General features: G+C 34.0%; 15 protein-coding genes, 1 tRNA gene and 8 pseudogenes. 6 read left to right on the top strand and 18 right to left on the bottom strand.

Annotated elements, in window-relative coordinates; genetic code table 11:
- Nucleotides 1-13: 13 nt before the first annotated feature.
- Nucleotides 14-1,060, top strand: coding sequence for an endonuclease/exonuclease/phosphatase family protein (locus ACZZ95_RS01010; protein WP_463467685.1), 1,047 nt, complete (start codon nucleotides 14-16; stop codon nucleotides 1,058-1,060).
- 85 nt (nucleotides 1,061-1,145) lie between these two features.
- Here the strand turns inward: ACZZ95_RS01010 and ACZZ95_RS01005 are convergent, their stop codons facing one another.
- The 7 genes and pseudogenes from ACZZ95_RS01005 to ACZZ95_RS00975 all read right to left on the bottom strand — a co-directional run bounded on the left by ACZZ95_RS01005 (nucleotide 1,146) and on the right by ACZZ95_RS00975 (nucleotide 7,233).
- A complete protein-coding gene (locus ACZZ95_RS01005) occupies nucleotides 1,146-1,766 on the bottom strand; it encodes a WbqC family protein (protein ID WP_463467684.1) in 621 nt (206 codons plus the stop codon).
- Between the two features lie 155 nt (nucleotides 1,767-1,921).
- Nucleotides 1,922-3,476 (bottom strand): annotated as a pseudogene (gene lepB, locus ACZZ95_RS01000) (signal peptidase I).
- 64 nt (nucleotides 3,477-3,540) lie between these two features.
- Nucleotides 3,541-4,271 (bottom strand): annotated as a pseudogene (dapB, locus tag ACZZ95_RS00995) (4-hydroxy-tetrahydrodipicolinate reductase).
- Between the two features lie 41 nt (nucleotides 4,272-4,312).
- A pseudogene (locus ACZZ95_RS00990) lies at nucleotides 4,313-4,874 on the bottom strand (DUF5683 domain-containing protein).
- A complete protein-coding gene (locus tag ACZZ95_RS00985) occupies nucleotides 4,874-5,776 on the bottom strand; it encodes a ParB/RepB/Spo0J family partition protein (protein ID WP_095952216.1) in 903 nt (300 codons plus the stop codon). The pseudogene ACZZ95_RS00990 and the gene ACZZ95_RS00985 overlap by 1 nt, the downstream one beginning before the upstream one ends.
- A 9-nt stretch (nucleotides 5,777-5,785) precedes the next feature.
- Nucleotides 5,786-6,549 (bottom strand): annotated as a pseudogene (locus ACZZ95_RS00980) (ParA family protein).
- 276 nt (nucleotides 6,550-6,825) lie between these two features.
- The gene (locus tag ACZZ95_RS00975; protein WP_463467683.1) at nucleotides 6,826-7,233 is read right to left on the bottom strand and encodes a septal ring lytic transglycosylase RlpA family protein; all 408 of its coding nucleotides are present in this window, start codon (nucleotides 7,231-7,233) and stop codon (nucleotides 6,826-6,828) included.
- A gap of 77 nt (nucleotides 7,234-7,310) precedes the next feature.
- On the opposite strand from ACZZ95_RS00975, the gene ACZZ95_RS00970 reads away from it, so the two are divergent.
- Genes ACZZ95_RS00970 through ACZZ95_RS00960 form a run of 3 tightly spaced genes read left to right on the top strand, consistent with a single transcriptional unit; the run spans nucleotide 7,311 to nucleotide 9,607 of the window.
- Entirely contained in the window at nucleotides 7,311-7,469 is a 159-nt protein-coding gene (locus ACZZ95_RS00970) for a hypothetical protein (RefSeq protein WP_463467682.1), read from the top strand.
- Nucleotides 7,462-9,285 carry a hypothetical protein gene (locus ACZZ95_RS00965; protein WP_463467681.1) on the top strand — a complete coding sequence of 608 codons (1,824 nt, stop codon included), beginning with the start codon at nucleotides 7,462-7,464 and terminating at the stop codon, nucleotides 9,283-9,285. Before ACZZ95_RS00970 ends, ACZZ95_RS00965 begins: the two co-directional genes overlap by 8 nt.
- Nucleotides 9,272-9,607 carry a hypothetical protein gene (locus ACZZ95_RS00960; protein ID WP_463467680.1) on the top strand — a complete coding sequence of 112 codons (336 nt, stop codon included), beginning with the start codon at nucleotides 9,272-9,274 and terminating at the stop codon, nucleotides 9,605-9,607. Before ACZZ95_RS00965 ends, ACZZ95_RS00960 begins: the two co-directional genes overlap by 14 nt.
- A gap of 348 nt (nucleotides 9,608-9,955) precedes the next feature.
- Here ACZZ95_RS00960 and ACZZ95_RS00955 read toward each other — a convergent pair.
- Nucleotides 9,956-10,030, bottom strand: a tRNA-Pro gene (locus ACZZ95_RS00955).
- Between the two features lie 177 nt (nucleotides 10,031-10,207).
- Here ACZZ95_RS00955 and trxB point away from each other — a divergent pair.
- Nucleotides 10,208-11,155: a thioredoxin-disulfide reductase gene (trxB, locus tag ACZZ95_RS00950; RefSeq protein ID WP_463467679.1), complete on the top strand. Its 948-nt coding sequence runs from the start codon at nucleotides 10,208-10,210 to the stop codon at nucleotides 11,153-11,155.
- A gap of 210 nt (nucleotides 11,156-11,365) precedes the next feature.
- Here the strand turns inward: trxB and ACZZ95_RS00945 are convergent, their stop codons facing one another.
- From ACZZ95_RS00945 to ACZZ95_RS00920, 6 genes are all read right to left on the bottom strand, one after another.
- On the bottom strand, nucleotides 11,366-12,199 hold the full coding sequence (locus ACZZ95_RS00945) for a GIN domain-containing protein (protein WP_463467678.1): 834 nt from the start codon (nucleotides 12,197-12,199) through the stop codon (nucleotides 11,366-11,368).
- 85 nt (nucleotides 12,200-12,284) lie between these two features.
- On the bottom strand, nucleotides 12,285-12,395 hold the full coding sequence (locus ACZZ95_RS00940; RefSeq protein ID WP_463471604.1) for a hypothetical protein: 111 nt from the start codon (nucleotides 12,393-12,395) through the stop codon (nucleotides 12,285-12,287).
- A 46-nt stretch (nucleotides 12,396-12,441) separates the two neighbouring features.
- Complete coding sequence (locus ACZZ95_RS00935; RefSeq protein WP_463467677.1) at nucleotides 12,442-13,020, bottom strand: GIN domain-containing protein; 579 nt, start codon at nucleotides 13,018-13,020, stop codon at nucleotides 12,442-12,444.
- Nucleotides 13,021-13,023: 3 nt separating this feature from the next.
- A complete protein-coding gene (locus tag ACZZ95_RS00930) occupies nucleotides 13,024-14,766 on the bottom strand; it encodes a PspC domain-containing protein (RefSeq protein ID WP_463467676.1) in 1,743 nt (580 codons plus the stop codon).
- 3 nt (nucleotides 14,767-14,769) lie between these two features.
- Nucleotides 14,770-15,102 (bottom strand): PadR family transcriptional regulator, encoded by a 333-nt coding sequence (locus ACZZ95_RS00925; RefSeq protein WP_008464689.1) that lies wholly within the window; start codon nucleotides 15,100-15,102, stop codon nucleotides 14,770-14,772.
- A gap of 197 nt (nucleotides 15,103-15,299) precedes the next feature.
- Nucleotides 15,300-15,755, bottom strand: a complete 456-nt coding sequence (locus ACZZ95_RS00920) for a DUF4870 domain-containing protein (RefSeq protein WP_095952433.1) — start codon at nucleotides 15,753-15,755, stop codon at nucleotides 15,300-15,302.
- A 255-nt stretch (nucleotides 15,756-16,010) separates the two neighbouring features.
- Between ACZZ95_RS00920 and ACZZ95_RS00915 the strand changes: the two are divergent.
- A pseudogene (locus ACZZ95_RS00915) lies at nucleotides 16,011-16,462 on the top strand (DUF4442 domain-containing protein).
- A gap of 426 nt (nucleotides 16,463-16,888) precedes the next feature.
- Here ACZZ95_RS00915 and ACZZ95_RS00910 read toward each other — a convergent pair.
- From ACZZ95_RS00910 to ACZZ95_RS00895, 4 genes and pseudogenes are all read right to left on the bottom strand, one after another.
- Entirely contained in the window at nucleotides 16,889-17,281 is a 393-nt protein-coding gene (locus tag ACZZ95_RS00910) for a hypothetical protein (protein ID WP_463467675.1), read from the bottom strand.
- Nucleotides 17,282-17,348: 67 nt separating this feature from the next.
- Nucleotides 17,349-19,591: pseudogene (locus ACZZ95_RS00905) on the bottom strand (multicopper oxidase family protein).
- Nucleotides 19,592-19,770: 179 nt separating this feature from the next.
- Nucleotides 19,771-22,308 (bottom strand): annotated as a pseudogene (locus ACZZ95_RS00900) (heavy metal translocating P-type ATPase).
- A 228-nt stretch (nucleotides 22,309-22,536) separates the two neighbouring features.
- Nucleotides 22,537-22,647 (bottom strand): annotated as a pseudogene (locus ACZZ95_RS00895) (AraC family transcriptional regulator); the annotation flags it as partial.
- Nucleotides 22,648-22,724 lie beyond the last annotated feature (77 nt).

Here is a 22,724-nt window from a genome sequence, read left to right as displayed (position 1 = left end):
TGTAGGAGAAAATATGAAAAACCTTTCTTGGTTTAATAAAATAATGTTCTTTCTGAATATAGTGCTTACTGTGCTCACATTTAGCGTTTATATTCTGCCTTTTTTAGCACCTAAGAGCTTTCCGCTTTTATCGGTGCTTACGTTGTTTATGCCGGCCTTTTTTGTGGCAAACGGACTCTTTTTTGTCTATTGGGCAATTCAGTTTAAAAAGCGCCTTATTTTGTCTGGTTTGGTATTGCTGACAGGAATTACATTTATTAGTAAGTTCTATAAGTTTTCTGCGAAAGAATATATTCAGGACGAAAAAGATTTTTCTGTAATGAGTTATAATGTTCGTCTTTTTAATGTTTTTAAATGGCTGGACCGTGATGATATTCCCGATAACATTAAATCTTTTATAGACGAAAAAGATCCTGATATTTTATGTATTCAAGAATATTCAAATTCGGCGCACCTGGATTTAAAAGTGTATCCGCACCGTTATATTTTTATTGATGGAAAAAAGATAAAAACAGGCCAGGCGATTTTTTCTAAATTTCCCATAATAAACGAGGGTAAAATTATTTTTCCAAAATCGGATAATAATGTAGTATATGCAGATATAAAACGCGGCAAAGATGTTATTCGTGTTTATAATATGCACTTACAATCTATTAAAATATCTCCAGATGTAAGTGAGATTTCTGATGATATTGATAATGTAAATCAGAAGAAATCACAGCGTATTTATGCCAGAATCAGCAAAGGATTTACACAGCGACAAGAGCAGGCAGAAATTTTTAAGGAAAATATCAAGCAGTGCAAAACTCCATTTATTATCTGCGACGATATGAATAATAGTCCTTTCTCTTATGTATATAGAAGTATAAAAGGAAAGCAAAAAGATGCCTTTGAGGAAGCTGGTGAAGGTTTTGGAGCAACTTATAAATTTCGTTATTATCCTGCTAGAATTGACTACATTTTTACAGATAGTAAAATGAAAGTTAAGCAATTTGAAAGCTTTTCAGATTTCGAAAATTCAGATCATTATCCTATTATGACGAGACTTTCAATGGAATAAAGGAGATGAAATTTCAATTTTTAAAATTCCAAATTCCAAATTTGAAATTGCAAAATTTGAATTTCAAAAATGAAAGCTGATTTTTCTATTTTAAATCTAATTTTTGGGTTTTCAAATAATCCATTGCAAATTTTCCTTCATTAAAAAGTAAATCCAAAACACTTAAATTATTGATGAAGCCATGTTTGTCATCAAAAACCTGTGTGTATTTTTCGAAAGTATTAGTATCTTTTTTTCCGTTTGCTAGATATCTAAAATCAGTAAAATCTGGAGTTTCGGGGAAGTATTCTGTAGTTTTTCCAAATTCAAATTTTATTCTCAGACATTTTGTTACGATGTCTAAAACTTCAAAATTCAAATCCATTAAAAAAGTTTGCTTTTTCTCGAATATAGGAGCAATTTCATCTTCAAAGAACTCAAAGAAAGGAGAACTTCTATAAGCGGCTTCAAGCGATTTAAAATGCTGTTTCTGCCAATCAAACTCGTTTTCAATTAAAACGTCTCTTGTTTTTTGATGCGCTTCTTTTGAATGTTTAACGGGAATATTTAATAATTGAATTCCATTCGGACTATAGATGTAAGTTCTATTTCTATTCGTCTGTTTCTGAAAATTATCTTCCATTTCAAATACAATTTTATCAGATTGCGCGATTACTGCAAAATGACTTATAGAAGGAAAATAAGTTGGAAGTATTAAGGAGTTCATTGTGATTTTAGTTTAATCGGTAAATCGTTTAATCGTACTTTTTGAAAACGATTAAACGATTGAATGTTTTTATTTGTCTAAATGTTTCAGGTTTCAAGTTTCAGGTTTTTTACGAACTTGAAACTTGAAACCTGAAACAAAAATAACTTTTTTAATTATGCTTTATTCTCTCTTCTTTTTCTCCATACAAAATCTCCAACGAAATATAATGCAAGGACGATTAAGAAATATTTAAAGTAAGATTGTGGCTGGCCTTCACCGTCAACTGTGGTGAAAACTCTATTCCAGCGAATTTTATTGATGCCTTTTCCGTTAGTGTCCCAGCTCATCCAAATGAATACTGGTTTTCCAACGATATGATTTTCTGGAACGTAACCCCAATAACGGCTGTCTTCAGAGTTATGACGGTTGTCTCCCATCATCCAGTAGTAATTTTGTTTGAAGGTGTAAGTAGTGGTTGGTTTTCCATTTATTAAAAATTTAGAACCTTGTAACTCTAATGTATTTCCTTCGTAATTTGTAATGATTTCTTTATAAAATGGAAGTGATTCATTGTTCAATGCAACTGTTTTTCCAGCTTCAGGAATATAGATTGGGCCCATATTATCCTGGCTCCATTTATTAATATGCGGGAAAATTCTATTGTCATTAGATCTGTCAATTTTTCGTATTACAGCAGTAACACCCGGAGTGTTTTTGAATCTTTCAGCTCCAGCTTCTGTTAATGAACCTAAATAAAGAGTATCTCTTTTCTCAGTTGTAAAACCTGCAGGATCTGTGATGTCTAATTCTTTAAAAAGACTTTCGAAATCAATAGGTGTTTTTCCGTCTAAAGCTACAGAATAAGAATATTGTGGTCTAGCTCTTTCTGGTAAAACTAATTTTTTGCCGTTAATAAAAACAAAACCATCTTTGATTGATAAACTGTCTCCAGGAATACCAACACATCTTTTTACGTAATTTGATTTTTTATCAATTGGTTTAATAACGCCTGGTCTTCCTTTTGGCTCAAAGAAATAACGAACGGTATCAACAGGCCAGTTAAAGACGACAATGTCAGATCGTTTTATTTTTTGAATCGCTGGAAGTCTAAAATAAGGTAATTGCGACCAGCTTAAGTAAGATTTACTTTTGGTTAACGGAATAGAATCGTGAACCATTGGTAATGCTACCGTAGTCATTGGTACTCTTGGTCCATAATTTATTTTGCTCACAAATAAAAAATCTCCAATTAATAAAGATTTCTCTAAAGATGATGTCGGAATTGTGTAAGGCTGTACAACGTAAGTATGTACTAAAGTCGCTACTATAATAGCAAATAACAAAGAGCTTACTGTGTCTGCTGTTTTGTTTTCTGGGGTTAAACTTCTGTCTTTACGGTATTCTAATTTCTGAGTATAGTTTACGTAATAGATGTAAAAGCCTAATGTGAAAAGCCCAAGAAAAGTGTCTAAAGTAGATCTTTTATTAAAAGTTCTTAAAGTTTCTACCCATACAACTGGAAACATGATCAAGTTGATAATTGGAATAAAAAGTAAAAAAGTCCACCAAGTCGGGCGTCCGATCATTTTCATTAAAACGATAGAATTGTATACCGGAATTGTTGCTTCCCAGCTTTTTCTTCCTCGTCGCCTGATACAATTTCCAAGTACCAAGAAAATGGATTATTTGAACAGCTAAGAAAAATACGAACCAAGAGTAAAGTGTCATAATATTGTATTTTAAGTTTCAAATTCAGGATTGAATCTAATTAATTCAAAACCTTGTTCGATTTTTATTGTAAGTTTAGTACATCTTTCATAGTGAAAATCCCCTGCTTGCCTGCAAGCCATTCTGCTTGCAATAACAGCGCCCAATGCGAAGCCTTCGCGATTGTGAGCCGTATGTTTTATTTCAATGCTGTCAATTGCTGAATCGTAATTTACAGTATGAGTTCCTGGAACTTCTCCAATTCGTTTTGCTTCAATGTGAATTTGCTTCGTCAGTTCGCCAGTGCTCGGGTCATTATCGTTAGCTTCGTCTAAAGTCCAGCCAGAGTAATTGCTGTTTTTTATAACGCCCTCTGCTAATGAAATTGCAGTACCGCTTGGAGCATCAAGTTTATGGATATGGTGAATTTCTTCCATCGAAACTTTATAAGAATCAAATTGATTCATGATTTTTGCTAAATATTCATTTAATCCGAAGAAAATATTTACGCCTAAACTAAAGTTTGAGCTGGAAATAAACCCAGTTTTTTTCTCGTTGCAAAGAGCAATCATTTCGTCATAATGTTCTAGCCATCCTGTTGTGCCGGAAACTACTGGAACATTCGCATTAAAAGATGCTGAAATATTACTCACTGCTCGCTGCTGGAACACTGAAATCAATGGCAACATCAGCTGTTGAAAGTCCGTCATAACTGCTGAATTCGTCTTTCTTTAAAACTATTTCATGACCTCTTTCTAAAGCAATTCTTTCGATTACTTTACCCATTTTTCCGTATCCTAAAAGCGCAATTTTCATTATGATTGTTTTTTATTAATTTTTAAATAGAGATTAATCTATTAAAATTTGTAATTAAAGGTTAGTCCAACGTTTGGTCTAAATGTTACATCGTTGGGATAAATTTCAGGACGCATTGATAGTCTTTCGTTTACGTTAAACTGAATCAAAGCGGCTGTCGACATTGGCATCGATTATGTTTAGAACATAAAAACCTACAACAAACAAAGCAGATAAGTCTCTGTTTCGTTGGTAGAATTTTTGACCGGCAACAAGTCGGCTGTCGTCTAGAAATTGGTAGTCATCATCGTTATAACCTTCTAGCCTTCGCTTGTAGGCATCACGATAATTGTGGTATTTTTTATTATTATCAATATAGAAATACAAACTTGTTCCGATTGCTCCGTAAACCAAAGGAATTTTCCAGTATTTTTTATTGTATGCTTGACCTAAACCAGGTAGAATTGCAGAGTAAAAAGTCGCTTTTGCTGGTGTTAACGGATCTATCTCTTGTAATGCAGTGGTGTCTTTTACGACCAAAACCGTGTCTTTTTTTACCTGGGCAAAAAGAGAAACGGTTCCTGTTAGAAAGAACAATAGACCGATGGGGACAATTTTATTCACTATCCGTTTATTAATTTTATAATTCTGTTAAAGTCGGCTTCAGAATTAAAAGGAATTGTGATTTTTCCTTTTCCGTTGCCAGCGACTTTTACATCAACTTTCGCACCAAAATAATCGTTGAAAGTGTTTTTTTGTGTTTCTCTAATGGTAAATGCAGAGTCAGCTTTTGGTTTTCCTTCTGCTTTTGGCTGATTACCTTCGTGATAATTTTTTACTAGAGCTTCTGTTTCACGAACCGATAGATTTTGACTTACAATCTTTTGGTAAATATCAGTTTGAACATCTAAATCTTCGATATTGATAATTGCTCTACCGTGTCCCATGCTGATAAAACCGTCACGAATACCAGTTTGGATAATCGGGTCTAATTTTAAAAGACGTAAATAGTTAGCAATTGTAGAACGTTTTTTTCCAACTCTTTCACTCATTTGTTCCTGAGTTAATTGAATTTCGTCAATTAAACGCTGGTATGATAATGCAATCTCAATTGGATCTAAGTCATGGCGTTGAATATTTTCAACCAAAGCCATAACCAAAGATTCGTTGTCGTTTGCAATACGGATGTATGCAGGTACATGTGTTAATCCTATTAAAGTAGAGGCACGAAGACGACGCTCTCCTGAGATTAACTGGTATTTATTGAAATCTAATTTACGAACAGTAATAGGTTGAATTACACCAAGTTCTTTGATAGAAGTGGCTAATTCGCGTAAAGATTCTTCATTAAAATTACTTCTTGGCTGAAACGGATTTATTTCGATAGCACTTATTTCAAGCTCTATAATATTTCCAACAACTTTGTCAGCATTTTTGTCTTCTACTGATGTAATGTCGTTTTCCGGATCTTTTAATAATGCTGATAATCCTCTTCCTAAGGCTTGTTTTTTAATTGCTTTTGTCATAAAAACTATTTACTGTTTTTTCTTTATAATTTCTTGAGCAAGGTTAATATAATTAACCGCACCTTTGCTAGTTGCATCATAATTAATAATGCTTTCGCCAAAACTTGGAGCCTCGCTTAATTTTACATTTCGCTGAATCACTGTATCAAAAACCATATCGTTAAAGTGTTTTTGAACCTCTTCTACAACTTGATTAGATAAACGTAATCTTGAATCGTACATTGTCAATAATAAACCTTCAATGTCAAGATCAGGGTTATGTATTTTTTGAATACTTTTAATAGTGTTCAATAATTTTCCTAATCCTTCAAGAGCAAAATACTCACATTGAATAGGAATAACTACAGAGTCTGCGGCTGTTAAAGCATTCAAAGTTAGTAAACCTAAAGAAGGTGCACAGTCGATAATGATATAATCATATTCGTCTTTCACACTTTCTAATGCTTTTTTAAGCATGTATTCACGGTTTTCTTTGTCAACCAATTCAATTTCGATAGCAACAAGGTCAATGTGAGCAGGAATCACATCTACGTTTGGAGCTGTACATTTTAAAACGGCTTCTTTTGGTGTAATACTGTGTTCAAGGATTTGATACGTTCCAGCTTCAACTGTTTCTACGTCAATTCCAAGACCAGATGTAGCATTGGCTTGAGGATCAGCATCGATCAATAATACTTTTTTTCTAAAACACCTAATGAAGCGGCAAGATTTACTGATGTAGTAGTCTTTCCAACGCCTCCTTTTTGATTAGCAATAGCAATGATTTTGCCCATTTATTTTCTGAATTTTGAACCGTAAAAATACAATTATTTATGGTTTTTGAAAATCTATTTTGTTAACATTTATGAAAGTTTGTTTAACCGTGGTTTGATGGGTGTTAACAGAAATTAATTTTAGTTTTCAAAAGAGTTATTAATGGTGTTTTTTATTTATTTAATTCGCTTTTTTAGGATTAAAGCTTTGAAACGATTTTAATTTTAAACAAAACCTTTATATTTCAATTTTATAGTTTTTACCGATTTTGCTTTTAGATGTAGTTTTGAAATAGGTTAGTTTTTTAGAATTTCGATTGTAACATAAACTAAACCGCTCTTTATATTGGAAGCAATATCCATAAAAGCTCTTTTACTAAGGTCAATTTCTCTTCCTTTAACAAAAGGTCCTCTGTCGGTAATTTCAACTACAACACTTTTTTTATTTATTTCGTTTGTGATTTTTAGTTTTGTGCCGAAACGGAATGTTTTATGTGCGGCGGTCAGATCATTATTATTGAATTTTTTGCCACTCGCTGTTTTTCTTCCATTAAATTTATCATGATAATAAGAAGCGTGTGCGTTTTTCTTGTATAGCACACTTTCTGTGCTTGATGCACACGAATCAATAGGGGTGATGTTTTTCTTTTGTGCGGCTGTTGCGATAGAAAAAACCAAGGCAGTAAATAGTATAATCTCTTTCATGTTATTTATTTTCTTTTTCCATTGCGGGCAAAAAAAAGCTATTAAAGAAAAACAGACATGTTCAAGAAGGTTTATTTATGTCAGAAAAAGACAAATTTTTAGATTTTGTAGTGTTTTTGATGAGAAAATTGAGAATTGGAATGAGGATGAAGCTTAAAGATTATTGCTATTTTGGGCTTTCTAAAATTATTACTATTACGATCTATCAAACCACAAATGAACATTCTTATGATTAAAAAAGTTATCTCATTATTTGCATCTTTTCTTTGTATTTTAATTCTATCCAGTTTTGTTTCTCCTAATCAAAAAGGACAGCGCAAAATTGTTTATAACAAAAAGAAACATACGATGACTTTGTCATGGTCGGCTTTCGGTTCTTCGGGAAATTATATCGTTACAAGAGGAGGAAGTCGTTTGGCATCGGACTTTGTAAATGTGGGTTCAACTTCTAAATTGATATTTACAGATAATAAGCCAAATAAAGATAAATACGAAAACTATTACAAAGTTACTCGTGATTCTATAACAGTCATAATTTCATTAGAAAACCAAATGTTTGGCGATAATATGTATTTCTATGACAGAAAATATGAAAAAGCTGAAACAGCAAGAAACGAAATTAATTCGCAGTTTCCTGCTATCGGTCTAGGTGGAGAAAATGGTGAATGGACAACAAAACGTCAGGCATATTATTTTAAAGCAAATATTGATGGTCAGACTTATGATTCTGGCGGATCTGGTTCTGCATCATCGGCAGAAGCTAATGCAATAGAGTTAGGTTTCTATTCTCATATTGGAGGTTTAGGCAAAGTACCATCAGATGTTAAGCTGGGATCTATATTTACGAGGCCTCATCTTTCTGGAGGAGCAAATGCTACCTGTACATTTTGGCGTTCTGTAGAAAATGCGACTGTAATGCGAGATTTTGCGTGGACAGTTTCTCAATCAACAAGTGCGCGAAGAATGCTGATTGAAAGTACTTCGAAATATATTTCAGATGTTGGAAATACTAACTTTTGGGGCAGTGGTGGTTTTATTGCAGATACACATTACACATCGTCCAGACCAAATTGGGGCGGACAGCGACAATGGTATACTAGAAACGCTGTTTTTCCTTCTGGTTCGGGAGCTATGGGTGGTTCATACAATATGGTTTGGCAAGGCTGTATCAATCCGCCAAAAGAAGATGATTCGAATTCTCCAATTCTTACTACGCCTATTATTAGAGAAAAGCCTTTTCTTTTTATAGATAACGATGGCGAATACAAAGTGTTTGTTCCAGCATGGCAAAAGGATAGAGTGGGGATTTCTTGGTCGTCAACAGATATGGGTAAGGGTAAAAGTCAAGATTTGGTTACTAGCTGGTATGTTGCCAAAGAAGGTGATACTGATATGGAAATCAATAAGGCATTAAAAGAAGGTAAAAATATTTTTTTTACGCCAGGACATTATTCTTTGAATGCCCCGATTCACGTGAATAGGAAAGACGCCATACTTCTGGGTGCAGGAATAGCTTCGGTGACGTTAGAACCTACGGAGAAAAATATTTGGGGTTGTATTTATGCAGATGACAAGGACGGAATTATCATTTCAGGACTTCTGATGGATTCATTTAATAGTACAACTTATCAAGTTCGTATTGGGGATGAAGGAGCTAATGCAGACCATTCTGCGAATCCTATATTACTCTCAGATATTACTTGTAGAGTAGGCGGGGTTCAGTCAAAAAATATTCAGATACATGCTTCAATGCAAATTAATAGTAATAATGTAGTGGGCGATCATTTCTGGTTATGGCGTGCAGATCATGGTTCACAGAAAGGCGGCGATGTTCGATGGATAAGAGACAGATGTAAAAACGGACTTATAGTAACTGGAGATGATGTTACACTTTATGCTTTATTTACCGAACATTACCAAGAATATGAAGTGTTATGGCTGGGAGAACGCGGCAGAACTTATTTTTTTCAAAATGAGCCTCCATACGATGCGCCAAACCAAGCAAGCTGGAGCAGTCAAGGAGGCAGAATTGATGGTTTTGCAAGCATTTAAAGTAGCAAACACTGTAAAAGAACACCGTACTATTGGAATGGGGTCTTATGCAGTTTTTACAGGAACTGATGGAAATGTGAACAAGAAAAATGGTTTTGAAATACCTAATAGTCCAAATGTAAAATTGGAGAAAATGTGCACCACTCGTTTTGCAGGACTAGGAAATATTCGAAATGTTATTAATAATACAGGTGGAAGCACAGCAACTGGTGCAAAACGTGTGGCATTATATAATAATGGAGAAGGTACACAGCCTTACGATGAGAAATTTAATTTGCCTCATCGTGAATCGTATCCTGCTTACATTCGGATGGAAAAATAAATGAGGTATAGATTTTTTTTAATATTAATAAGCATAGCCCACGGTTTCAACCGTGGGAGACGAAATGTGATTTTATATAATGCATTCCCGTGGTTGAAACCACGGGCTATGTTTTGAAATGTAATAAATTTTGAAATTCTGGAATATTGATATTACAATTTTGGTATTCAGTTTATTGCAAAAAAAAAAGTCTTTCCAAGTAAATGAAAAGACTTTTTAGTCGGGATGGCAGTCCCGAAAGCTTTCGGGAGAACCTGCGGTCTTCCCAATTACAATCGGGATGTGATAGCCGTTCAGCTGAGTTTATTGCAAAAAAAAAGTCTTTTCAAGTAAATGAAAAGACTTTTGTCGGGGTGGCAGGATTCGAACCTGCGGCCTCCTGCTCCCAAAGCAGGCGCGATAACCGGGCTACGCTACACCCCGATTGATGTATTGTGATACTGCCCGAAAGCGGATGCAAAGATATAAATTAATTTTGTTTACAAAAGGAAAAAATGAAAATAAATAAAACTTATTTTGACATAGTTATTTAGGATTTATTTTAGCTCTAATTTTTTATAATAAAGTTTACATTTGCAACTGAAAAAAACTATAGATACTATGTCAAATACAATTGAAAAAATTAAATGCCTAATTATAGGTTCTGGTCCTGCAGGCTATACTGCGGCAATTTATGCGACCAGAGCAAATATGAATCCAGTATTATACCAAGGAATGCGACCTGGTGGTCAATTGACTACAACTAATGAGGTTGAAAATTTTCCAGGGTATGTTGATGGAGTTACAGGACCAGAAATGATGGTTCAGTTACAGGAACAAGCAAAACGTTTTGGTGCTGATATTCGTGATGGCTGGGCAACAAAAGTTGATTTTTCTGGCGATATTCATAAAGTTTGGATTAACGATTCAATCGAATTACACTGTGAAACTGTAATTATTTCGACAGGTGCTTCGGCTAAATATTTAGGATTACCTTCAGAACAACACTATTTAAATATGGGTGGCGGTGTTTCTGCTTGTGCTGTTTGTGATGGTTTCTTCTACAGAAATCAAGATGTTGTAATTGTTGGAGCAGGTGACTCAGCTTGTGAAGAAGCACATTATTTATCTAAACTTTGTAAAAAAGTAACGATGTTAGTAAGAAGCGAGAAATTCAGAGCTTCTAAAATTATGGAAGAACGCGTTCGTAAAACTGAAAATATCGAGATTTTAATGAATCATGATACTGTTGAAGTTTTAGGAGATAACAATGTGGTGCATGCTATTAAAGCATTAAACAAAACTACTGGTGAAGTTATCGAAATTCCTGCAACAGGTTTCTTTGTAGCAATTGGACACAAACCAAATACAGATATTTTTGCAGATTATATTACACTTGACGAAACAGGATATATCGTAAATACTCCAGGAACATCTAAAACAAATGTTGATGGTGTTTTCGTTGCAGGTGATCTTGCAGATCACGTATACCGTCAGGCAATTACTGCTGCAGGTACAGGATGTATGGTCGCATTGGATGCTGAGAGATATTTGGCGTCTAAAGAGTAATTTTTTTAGTCACAGTACTCAGTCACAGTACTCAGTCACAGTATTTAGTCACAGTATTCAGTCGCAGTACTCAGTCACAGTTTGCAGTCTCAGGAATAGACTTATAATTAAATTAAAAAAGTCCCAATCAATTAAGATTGGGACTTTTCATTTATATGCTTGTCAGATTTTAATAACTGAAAACTGTCACTGAGACTGAAAACTTGAATCTTATTTAGTCTTCTTAAACAACTTTGCTTCATCAGAAAAGCGTGTTAATGTTATAGCTGGACTTCCTAAAAGCGAAATTTCTGCTTTGTCTCCGATCGCTAAGGAAAGTGTAGTATCAGCAAAAATAGTTCCTACGGCGTAATTCTCAGCAGTAACATTAGCATCTTTCAAGGTAAATTTTGCTCCTGTAAAAACAGAATTATTATCTAATCTGATGGTTGCTTTTTCGGCAATTCCTTCAATTGCGGCATTTGCTTTTTGGTACAAGTCACATTTAAATTTAATCGCAGAAACCAATGTTTTTACAGAAGCATTTTTACTCAATTGTAAAGTTCCATCTTCTGCTTTTAAATTCAATTCTGTTTTCGATTTATCATCAGCAATTAAAGTGAATTTTTTGGCATTAACATTTAAAAACAACTTAGAATAGTCAACACAATTCATCGTAAGATCATCTAATTGAAGTTCTTGAATCGCATAAACCACAGCTTCATTTTTAGTAATAACTTTATTTAATGATTTTGTGTAAGTAACTCGAACAGATAACTTTTTAAAAATAGTCGATTCTTTGTTGGTATACAATCGCAGTGTTTTTTCTCTTAAATCCATCCCAATGATATCGTGCAGATTATCATCGGCTTCAATTTTAATTTCGTTTTTCTCTCCTTGGTCCAAATAAACTTCCAGATTATCATCGACTTCAATGGCGTCAAAACTACCAACTTCTTTTATCGAAGTCGTTACAACTTTAGAACCTTTAACTTTTTCTCTCTTTTGAGCGAACGTTAATGTTGTAACTAATAATAATAGGAGCGACGCTGTACTTTTTTTCATTAATTCTAGATTTGATTTTGACAAATATAAAAAAATCATCCACTTATGATGAATGATTTCTTTTATATTTAACAGTTAATCTGTTTTAGCTTTTGCTGATGTTTCCTCCGGAGCTTGCTTCTTTTTCGATTGTTTTTGGAGAACCAGTATAATTTATATTTCCTCCGCTTGAAGCTTTTGCTTTTAAGGCTACGATTGGACGAACATTAATTGTTCCTCCGCTTGACGCTTGTGCTTCGACATCATTTCTTCGCTAATTTATCTGCTTCAATACTTCCTCCGCTTGAAGCTGAAGTGCTTAGGCTTAAAGCTTTACCTTCAAGAGTAACAGAACTGCCGCTTCCAGAATCTACAGAGATCTTATCAGATTCAATATTAACCTGCATCGATGCGACGCTAGAAGTTTCTAAAGTAATATTTTCTCCTTCGATAACATTTTTGCTTTGAACAGATGAAGCACTAGAAGCTTCAATTTTATCAATTACCGGCATTTTTACTGTTACTTTCTTCATCGTAATGTTGCGAAAAGAACTGAATTTACAGCTGATCACCAATGTTCCGTTTTCAACTTTCGTTACAATTTCTTTTTGCAGATTATCATCGGCTTCAACAGTAATTTCTGTAGCATCAGATTGTTCGATTACTAAGTCAATAGCACTGCTTACTGAGACGTTTTTAAAATCTCCTTGAACCGTTCTTTTTTCTGTTGTAACATTGCCGCTTCCTTCAATTGAATTCATGTTTAAATTACAAGAAGCAAATAATAATGCGGTTACAGTGGCAATTACAAATTTCGTAATATGAATGATTATTTTTATCATGGCTTAGTTTATTTTGATTATAACTCCGTTTTTGTCAGTGGTTAGCTTTCCTTTTGTTTTTTTTCCGTTTATAACTTCTTTTCCGTTAATTTTAACCGAAACTTCATTTATAGTATCATTGTCTACTGAATCATTCTCATAATTATTTTCGTAATCATTATCATTATCATTGTCGTTGTTTTCTTCTACAGGACAGTTTAGACATCTTACTTTAGAACCTTCAACTTTATAATTATAATCTCCGTCATAGTTTAAGTTAAAGAAATCATCATCAGAATTATAGTAATCTCTTACTGAAGAATCTGGTTTAATTAATTGTCCTTCTGGTACGTATAAATAAATATCAACTTCTTGTCCTCTAAATTTGTTTTTAACATCTGTCAGAAAATAGTTATCCAAAATTAAATGATTTCCGCTAATTTGAAACTTATAATTAATTTTTTCTGCTCTTTTTTTAGCATTTGTAAAAGAATTACCTCTTGCCGTTTTTTCTACCTGAATAAATGGAGCGACTTCATCGGTGCGTAAGATGTGTAAACGAACGTCGTTTGAATAAATCAATTCGTTGTTTGCAGAATCCTGTACAAATTCGAAATCTCTGTAGTGATTCAGACTTTTTGCATAATAGTCACTGTATTTGAACTTGATAAATAATGTATCAGCTGGTTTGATTCCGAAAGCTTTTTTCTCTATGACTTTATTGTCGTACGAAATTTCAGTTGCCTGCTTGATTCCGATACTGGTAAGAATTGCAATAGAAATAATCCAAACTGCTAAAAGTGTATATTTTGTAATGTTTCCAATTGATTTCAAGTTTGGAGACAACAATTTAAATCCTAAAAGCGTTAAGAAGAAAAATGGGATTCCAACAGCAAAGAACATTAATAAACCAAATGACCAAAGAGGATATTCTGTAAAGTTTCCTGCTTCAACAAAATTCTGCCAAGGAAAATCAATAAAGATGTTAGTGCCTAAAGTAAAAACCCCAATCAATAACATTATTAAGGTAGAAATTCCTGAAATGATTAGAACAACTCCTAAAAATTTAGCAAAAATTTTAAAAACCGTCATAACAAAGTCTCCAAATGAACTACTTATTCTCCCAGCTCCCGACTTTACTTGGTTTCCCATTTTGTCATAATCTGCATTTTTGAATTTATCAGATAATGATTCAATTTCTTCGCGAACTTTTTTTTCGATGTTCGAAATTGTTACCGGTTCTCCTGTCATCTCTAATTTTTCTGTAGTTGTAACTGCTTCAGGAGTTACAATCCAAAGAACGAAATAAGCTAAAATTCCAGTTCCAAAACCTGCAAAAACGAAGATCAAGAATATGATTTTGATCCAAACAGCTTCAATTCCAAAATAATGTCCTAAACCTGTAGCGACACCACCAATCATACCTTTTTCTTTATCGCGGTATAATTTTTTGTGTTTTCTAGTTCCAAAATCATTATGAGATTGATTGGTGTTTTCCTCGTCTTCAATTCGGTAATCTTCTGGTTGTCCCATCACCGTAATCACTTCGTCAACATCTTTCAGTCCAACAACATGTTTTTCGCTTTTTTGTTTTTCTGTTAATAATTCAGAAACACGCATTTCGATATCTTTAATAATTTCATCTTGTCCAGAAGAGTTGTTTAGAGATCGTTTTATTGCGTCAAAGTAGCGTGTCAATTTTAAGTATGCATCTTCATCGATATGAAAAAACATTCCGCCTAAGTTAATATTTACTGTTTTGTTCATGACTTATTGATTTTGATTGGTGATTAAGTTTACAGCGTCAGACAATTCTGTCCAAGTGCCGCTAAGTTCGTTTAAAAATGTTTGTCCTATTTCGGTTAGCCCATAATATTTTCTTGGCGGCCCAGAGGTCGATTCTTCCCAGCGATAATTGAGTAAACCGTCATTTTTCAGTCTAGTTAACAACGGATAAACGGTTCCTTCTACAACTAGTAATTTTGCGTTTTTTAAAGTGTCTAATATTTCAGATGTATATGCGTCTTTTTCTTTCAATACAGATAAGATGCAAAACTCAAGAACACCTTTGCGCATCTGTGCTTTTGTGTTTTCAATGTTCATAATTTCATTTTGTTTTTTTTTGATTGAACAATTCGTTTTTTGATTGATGATGATGATTGATGATTGATTGCGAAACTATATATTGATTGATGATTTAATGGTTCCGACTATAACTTTTAATTTTTTTTTTATGTCCCACTGAGCGAACTCAATGTCAGGCTGAGCGATCCCGAGGCGTCGGGAGAAGCCCTTTTTTATCACTTTATAAAAGGAATCGTAAGCGGATATTTGTATAATTCTCCGTTTGATGCTTTTATAGAAGCGTAAATCACTAAAAAGAACTCAGCAAATTTTAGTAATCCAAAAAGTATTACTGCTGTGATCCCTACACTCAACATTCCGATGTGTGCATGAAAGTCAAAGTTTCTAATCACAAAATTACGGTCATTAAAAACAGCTTCAACTGGAATATTCTGCAAGAAAACAGTTAAGAAAATTGGTATCGCAATAAGTGCTAAAATCAAAGTATAAAGCAGTAAGCTTAACTGAAAGTTCAAAGTCTGTTTTCCGTGATGATTTACAAATTCAGATTTGTCTTTGTAGTTTGTCCAGATTAATAGTGGAAAAATATAGTTTCCAAACGGAATAATATATTGACTTAAAGTACTCAAATGAGTAAAGGTTGCTGTATTCTTTTCTGATGTGTTTTCCATGATGAGTGGTGTTGTTGTTTCCATGATTAAAAGTATATAGTAATTTCTTATGCAAATATATATCTAAAAAACAGTATCTTGTTTTGCATAGTACCAAATATTAACAAAAAATTAACAAAAATGAAATGTGAAAATTAAACTTAAAACGGTGAAAATCATTCGTAACTATTGATTTTATTGAGGTTTTTTTCATATTTGAAGAAAGTATTGTGCGTGCATAGTTTTTTCGTATTTTTACATAAAAAAATAAATCACATGGCAATTTCGGTATCAAAACTTAATAAGTTCGTCTTTTTCAAACTACCATCTGCATTCTTTTGCGGTGTTCGTGTAAAGGATATAAATGATAATAGTTGTACGGTAACAGTAAAACACAGATGGATTAATCAGAATCCTTTTAATTCTATGTACTTTGCTGTTCAGGCAATGGCGGCTGAATTGACAACTGGGGCTTTGGTGATTTCTCAGATTCAGCAAAGCGGCAAAAGATTTCTATGCTGGTTGCTAATAATAAAGGGAACTTTACCAAAAAAGCAACAGGCCGAATTACTTTTGTCTGCAATGACGGGCATTTAATTGCCGATGCAATCAAGAGAACAATTGAAACTGGGGAAGGACAGACTTTCTGGATGAAATCTATTGGAACAAATGAAGAAGGCATTCAGGTTTCTGAAATGGATTTTGAATGGAGTATTAGAGTGAAATAATTTTTTTATTTTGCCACGAATTTCACGAATTTTCACGAATTATCTTTTACAAATGCATTAAGCAATTCCTAATTCGTGAAATTTGTGGCGAAACAAAACATAAAAAAAGACCTCAAGCAATTGAGGTCTTTCTTTCTTGTTGAAATAAAATTTCAATTATTTTTTAACGCAACAAGACTTTTGATCTTTTTTGTCTGTTGACGTTTTTTTACAGCAGGATTCTTTTTTTGCTTTTTCTTTTTTAGGAGCTGGTTTTGTGTCTTGGGCGCTTACACTAATTGAAAATACAGCGACGGTCAAAAATGTGATTACTTTGGTCATTTGTTTAAAATGTTTTTGTTAGAAAGATTATAATTGGTAAATCAAATATAAACTGATTTCTTGCTTGTAAGAATAGTTTTATTGTTAATGTTTTGGTAAAAGCAACTATTTGTTTTTCATTACTTGCTTGACATAATTTTGATGATCGCTGTAACCATTTCTAGATGGATTATGTAAGTCTAACATTTCGTCTAATGATGTGTCAAAAATCTGCCAATTATGAATCTTTGCCAGTTCAATAATTCTAAATAAAGCTCTTTCATTGTAAAGAGAAACTATTTTATTACTGGTCAATTCATTATCAAAGTAAAAATTAATTTCATCATCGATAGTATCAGCAGATAAAATACTTTCATTTTGTTGATTTACTTTTTTTTCTGAATCTAAGTTTTCAAGTAATATTTTATCAAAGTCTACAGGCAGAAGTTTCTCATCATCTAGATTTTCAATAGAAATTATTTTTTCGGTTGAACTCAAAAGCACGATATCCCAACTCATGATATTTAGTTTTAAAAATTAACAACAAAAATATAAATAAAATACTACATTAAAGATGCTATATCTTCTAATAATTCAAATTAACTCCAAACCCAATTCCCATATCGCTGTCATAATGTGTAGTGATTCCGAAGTTTCTTGCGACGATATATTTTAGACCGGCCATATATTCTTTATCGGTATTCCACATTAAATTCATTCGAAGGCGTCGCGAAAGCGGAATATCTTTTTCTTTCAAATTGCACTCTCACATTTCCATCTGTATATACTTCGACTTGGGCTTTTACCAACATTGGCAGTGTATATTCTAAACCAGCACTAAAAACCGAACGATTGTCTTTAGTATTTGTTTGTCCAAATAAGTTTTGTTCCTGTTCGTCCATTCCCATTTTTCGGTAACGCCAGTCAAATCCAATAAAAGGCATCAGCCATTGATTTTTTTCCAATGTATCTTCCAATATGTGCTTCGGTTTCATAACCATGTTTGTCGCTGTACCCCAATCTCCATTCTGTTCCAATGCTCCAGCGTGTATTGCTGTACATCGCTTCTCCATCATTTCCATTACTCGCAAAATCATTTTCTGCCATAAAATGAAACATTCGATCGTCCATTTTTAACATTTTATAAGCCATTTCAGGATGATGAATTAACGGATTCGGAGCTGAATTTTCATAACTAAAAATACGTCCCATTCCTGCCATCATGTGATATAATATATGACAGTGAAAAAACCAGTCGCCGTCTGCATTGGCCTGAAATTCGATTGTATCGGTTTCCATTGGCATAATATCAATGACATTTTTTAAGGGTGAATATTCGCCGTGTTCGTTCAGAATTCTAAAATCATGTCCGTGTAAATGCATGGGATGGCGCATCATCGAACCGTTGTATAAAATAATTCGAACGTTTTCTCCCTTTTTTATTAAAATTTTATCGGTTTCAGAAACTACTTTATTATCCAAACTCCAGACATAACGATTCATATTTCCAGAAAGCGTAAAACGTAATTCTTTTACAGGAGCGTCTTTTGGAAGCGTTGTTTTAAAGGGCGATTTCAGCATTCCATAATTCAAAGTAACAATTTCGGGAGTTTCAGTACTGTCATTTCCCATCTTCATTTCTTCCATATTATGACCAGAATGATCCATTTTTGGTTTTGAATTTTCATCTTCACCAGAAATTTCAGGATACATTACAGCATTCATGTCCATTTTGTTCAGAGACATATTCATCCCCATATCGTTCATTTCGCCGTTCATTTTCATCATGTCGTTCATCATTTTCATTCCCTCAAAATATTTTAATTTCGAAAGATGATGAATGGGCTGTTTTTCTCCATTTCCTAAAAATAAGGAAGCAGATCCCGTTCTATCTTCGGCTGTAGCCAAAAAAGCAAAAGATTTATTGTCTTCTGGAATCGTAACCACCACGTCGTACGTTTCAGAAACAGCAATAATCAAACGATCGACTTCTACAGGATCAACATCATTTCCGTCGCTGGCCACAACCGTTATTTTTCCGCCTCCATAAGTTAGCCAAAAATAGCTCGAAGCACCGCCGTTGGCAATTCGCAATCGCACCTTTGTTCCTGGTTTAAATTGAGAAAGCTGTTGTTGGTTTTTGCCATTAAGAAGGAATTTTTCATAATAAACATCGCTGACATCCATCGCGTTCATTCTTTTCCATTCGTTGGTCACTTTGGTAGAAAAATGTCCTTGTTTTACAGCTTCGGCATAACTTTGTGTTGTCCCTTTTTTTATCGCAAACCAATCGTTGGCATTGTGCAGCATTCGCTGAATGTTCTCTGGTTTAAGATCAGACCATTCGCTTAAAATAACAGGAAGCGTCGGTAAATCGTCAATTCCTTTTCTAAAATTTGCGTCGTCTTTTTTCTTATTGATGATAAAAAGTCCGTATAAACCAATTTGTTCCTGCAGACCCGAATGGCTGTGATACCAATAGGTTCCGTTTTGAATAATCGGAAAAGTATATTTATGAGTTGTTCCAGGTTCGATTGGCATTTGAGTCAAATATGGAACTCCGTCTTCTTTATTTGGCAGAAACAATCCGTGCCAGTGCATCGAAGTGCTTTCTTTTTTGAGGTCGTTATGGACATAAATTTCTGCAATATCACCTTCTGTAAAAGTCAAAGTCGGCATCGGAATTTGTCCATTAACCGAAATGGCGCGTTTTTCTTTACCCGAAAAATTGACAATCGTATCACGAACATGTAAATCGTAACGTACTATTTTTTGAGCCTTCAGATGAAAAGCAATTAAAAAGAATAGAAATAAGTATTTGATTTTCATTATAAATTATAATTTTAAATTTTTACGTTAAATTGAAAACAATTTATTTTTAACACATAGAGACATAGATTTTTGTCTAAAAAAAGATAATAAAAGAAACTAGTTTCCAAACAAGTTAAACGCCTTTACGCACAATGCAAAACTATGTTTCTATGTGTTGAAAATAATTACGTTCCAACCTACAATTTTAGATTTCGCAATCGCAAAGCATTTACAATTACTGAGACAGAACTCAAACTCATGGCAACTGCGACTAACATCGGCGAAAGCAAAATTCCTAAAAAAGGATATAAAATTCCCAGCGCAATGGGCACGCCCAAAGTATTATAAATAAAAGCAAAAAATAAATTTTGCTTGATATTTGACATTACGGCATGACTAAGATGTTTGGCTTTTACAATTCCGTTTAAATCTCCTTTAACCAAAGTAATTTTAGCACTTTCAATAGCTACATCGGTCCCCGTTCCCATTGCAATTCCAATATTAGATTGTGCTAGAGCAGGCGCATCGTTGATTCCGTCGCCGGCCATTGCCACAATTTTGCCTTGGGCTTGAAGACGTTCAATTTCTTTTAGTTTATCTTCTGGAAGGCAATCGGCCTTAAAAGAACTCAAATGCAAATGATCGGCAACGGCTTTTGCTGTATTATGGTTGTCGCCGGTCATCATAATTACTTCAACTCCCTGATCGATTAATTCTTTAATTGCTTTTGCACTGTTTTCCTTTATCGCATCGGTAATCGCAACATAGCTTAAAACTTCTTTTTCGATAGAAATATACGAAATCGTTTTGCCTAAATTTTGTTCGGCAGTAACTCGTTTTTCAAAATCTTTAGAGATAACAGCGCCTATTTCATCCATCAATTTTTTGTTTCCTAATGCGACTTTTTTGTTTTCGATACTTCCTAAAACACCTTTTCCAGCAACGGTTTCAAAACCTTCAACTTCTTTGAAAAGAATGTTTTTTGCTTTTGCAAAATTGACTACGGCCTGCGCCAAAGGATGTTCGCTGTGCTGATTTAGAGAAGCAATGTTTTGAAGCAGAAAATCTTCGTTGTTATTTGGGGCATAAATTTTTTCTACAGATGGTTTTCCTTCCGTGATTGTTCCCGTTTTATCGGTTATCAAAACATCAATTTTATTCATGTTTTCTAAGGCTTCGGCATTTTTTATCAGGATTCCGTTTTGAGCCCCTTTTCCAACGCCAACCATAACCGACATAGGTGTTGCCAATCCGAGAGCACAAGGACAGGCAATAATTAAAACAGCAATTGCATTAATTAATCCGTAAACATAGGCAGGTTCTGGACCAAATTTTGCCCAAGCAAAAAAGGTTAAAATCGAAATAATAACAACAGTGGGAACAAAATATTTAGAAACACGATCTGCTAATTTCTGAATTGGAGCGCGAGATCTGCTGGCGTCATTTACCATTTGAATAATTTGCGACAGCATCGTTTCTGAACCTACTTTTTCTGCAATCATTACAAATGATTTTGTCCCATTTATGGTTCCAGAAATTACAGCATCTTCCACTTTTTTATCGATTGGAATAGGCTCTCCCGTAATCATCGATTCGTCTATATTGCTTTCGCCAGTAGTTATTTTACCGTCAACAGGAATTTTTTTCTCCGGGTTTAACACGAAGTAAATCACCTTTTTTAATATTGTGAATGGAGATTACTTTATCATTTCCGTTTTCAACTAATGTTGCTTCGGTCGGTGCGAGTTTCAATAATTCTTTTATGGCTCCGTTGGTTTGTCCGTGTGCTTTGGCTTCCAATAATTGTCCTAATAAAACCAAAGTGATAATTACGGTTGCGACTTCAAAATACAAATGAATGGTTCCGTGGTGTGATTTAAATTCCGCCGGAAAAATATCAGGAAAAAACATTCCGACAAGACTAAATAGAAAGGCAACACTGGTTCCAATACCGATTAAAGTAAACATATTAAGATTCCAAGTAACAATTGATTTGTAAGCGCGGACAAAAAACATCCAGCCCGCATAGAATAAAACAGGAATCGAAAATAAAAATTGAACCCAATTCCATTTTTCAACAGACATTAAATTGTAAAGCGGATTATTCGGAATCATTTCTGACATTGAAATGATGAAAATAGGAAGCGTAAACAAAATTGCTATTTTCATTTTTCGCCATAAATCAGAATAGGTTTTGTTATCTTCATTTTCTGAAGCCTGAATCGGAACCAAATCCATGCCGCAAATCGGACAATCGCCTGCCTCGTTTGAAATAATTTCGGGATGCATCGGGCAGGTAAATTGTGTCGCCGAAACGGTAACTTGAGGGACTAAATCCATTCCGCAAACCGGACAATCTCCTGGTTTATTATACGTTTTGTCGCCTTCGCAATGCATTGGACAATAATAAACTCCGTTGGCGCTGTGTTGATGCATTTTTGGAGTTTCTTTTTTATGCTGATCATGATTCTCTTTTTTTATGACCCGAGCAACATGATTTTGCCGCTGTTTCAGAATGATTTTTTGGAGAATCCATTTCAATGGTATAATTTCCAGCGTACTGCTAAAACTTCCTGAAATTTTTCTGTCGGCACATGCTGTTCCATTGTTATGGTTGCCAACGGAGGATTTAAGGTTACTTCTGCCTGAATTCCTTCCACTTCATTCAAAGTTTTTTCGACTTTGGTTCGGCATCCGTTACAAGACATTCCTGAAATTATATATTGATGAGTCATTGTTTTTGTTTTTAGTGTATTACAATGCAAATTTCCGAACTAACGTTTACAACGGTTTGTAGAATTTTGAGAATTATTTGTAATATTTACTAAATTTTATTTAACCGCAAAGGACGCAAGCATTTTTGCTATGCTCGTTTCATATAAAAACGCAAAGTTCGCAAAGCTTTGTCTTAAAAAATCTTTGCGAACCTTGCGTAAATTCTCTGTGTTCTTTGCGGTTAAAAACTATATGTTCTCAATCTGAATACGTTTTTTATCTTTCGATTGTTTGAACGAAGTAGGAGTAAAGCCAGTAATTTTTTTGAATTGATTACTCAAATGAGCCACATTACTGTATTTATATATCGATGAGTCATTGTTTTTGTTTTTAGTGTATTACAATGCAAATTTCCGACGTTTACAACGGTTTGTAG

Source organism: Flavobacterium sp. AC267 (assembly GCF_979258715.1).
The sequence above is the reverse complement of the archived record's forward strand: the minus strand, read 5'-3'. Positions and strand labels throughout refer to the sequence as shown.

Bases quoted from the DNA above. Each gene is read 5' to 3' on its own strand.
- ACZZ95_RS01010 (WP_463467685.1), top strand. From the start codon at position 14: ATGAAAAACCTTTCTTGGTTTAATAAAATAATGTTCTTTCTGAATATA.
- ACZZ95_RS01005 (WP_463467684.1), bottom strand. From the start codon at position 1,766: ATGAACTCCTTAATACTTCCAACTTATTTTCCTTCTATAAGTCATTTT.
- ACZZ95_RS00985 (WP_095952216.1), bottom strand. From the start codon at position 5,776: ATGACAAAAGCAATTAAAAAACAAGCCTTAGGAAGAGGATTATCAGCA.
- ACZZ95_RS00975 (WP_463467683.1), bottom strand. From the start codon at position 7,233: ATGAAAGAGATTATACTATTTACTGCCTTGGTTTTTTCTATCGCAACA.
- ACZZ95_RS00970 (WP_463467682.1), top strand. From the start codon at position 7,311: ATGTCAGAAAAAGACAAATTTTTAGATTTTGTAGTGTTTTTGATGAGA.
- ACZZ95_RS00965 (WP_463467681.1), top strand. From the start codon at position 7,462: ATGATTAAAAAAGTTATCTCATTATTTGCATCTTTTCTTTGTATTTTA.
- trxB (WP_463467679.1), top strand. From the start codon at position 10,208: ATGTCAAATACAATTGAAAAAATTAAATGCCTAATTATAGGTTCTGGT.
- ACZZ95_RS00945 (WP_463467678.1), bottom strand. From the start codon at position 12,199: ATGAAAAAAAGTACAGCGTCGCTCCTATTATTATTAGTTACAACATTA.
- ACZZ95_RS00935 (WP_463467677.1), bottom strand. From the start codon at position 13,020: ATGATAAAAATAATCATTCATATTACGAAATTTGTAATTGCCACTGTA.
- ACZZ95_RS00930 (WP_463467676.1), bottom strand. From the start codon at position 14,766: ATGAACAAAACAGTAAATATTAACTTAGGCGGAATGTTTTTTCATATC.
- ACZZ95_RS00925 (WP_008464689.1), bottom strand. From the start codon at position 15,102: ATGAACATTGAAAACACAAAAGCACAGATGCGCAAAGGTGTTCTTGAG.
- ACZZ95_RS00920 (WP_095952433.1), bottom strand. From the start codon at position 15,755: ATGGAAAACACATCAGAAAAGAATACAGCAACCTTTACTCATTTGAGT.
- ACZZ95_RS00910 (WP_463467675.1), bottom strand. From the start codon at position 17,281: ATGAGTTGGGATATCGTGCTTTTGAGTTCAACCGAAAAAATAATTTCT.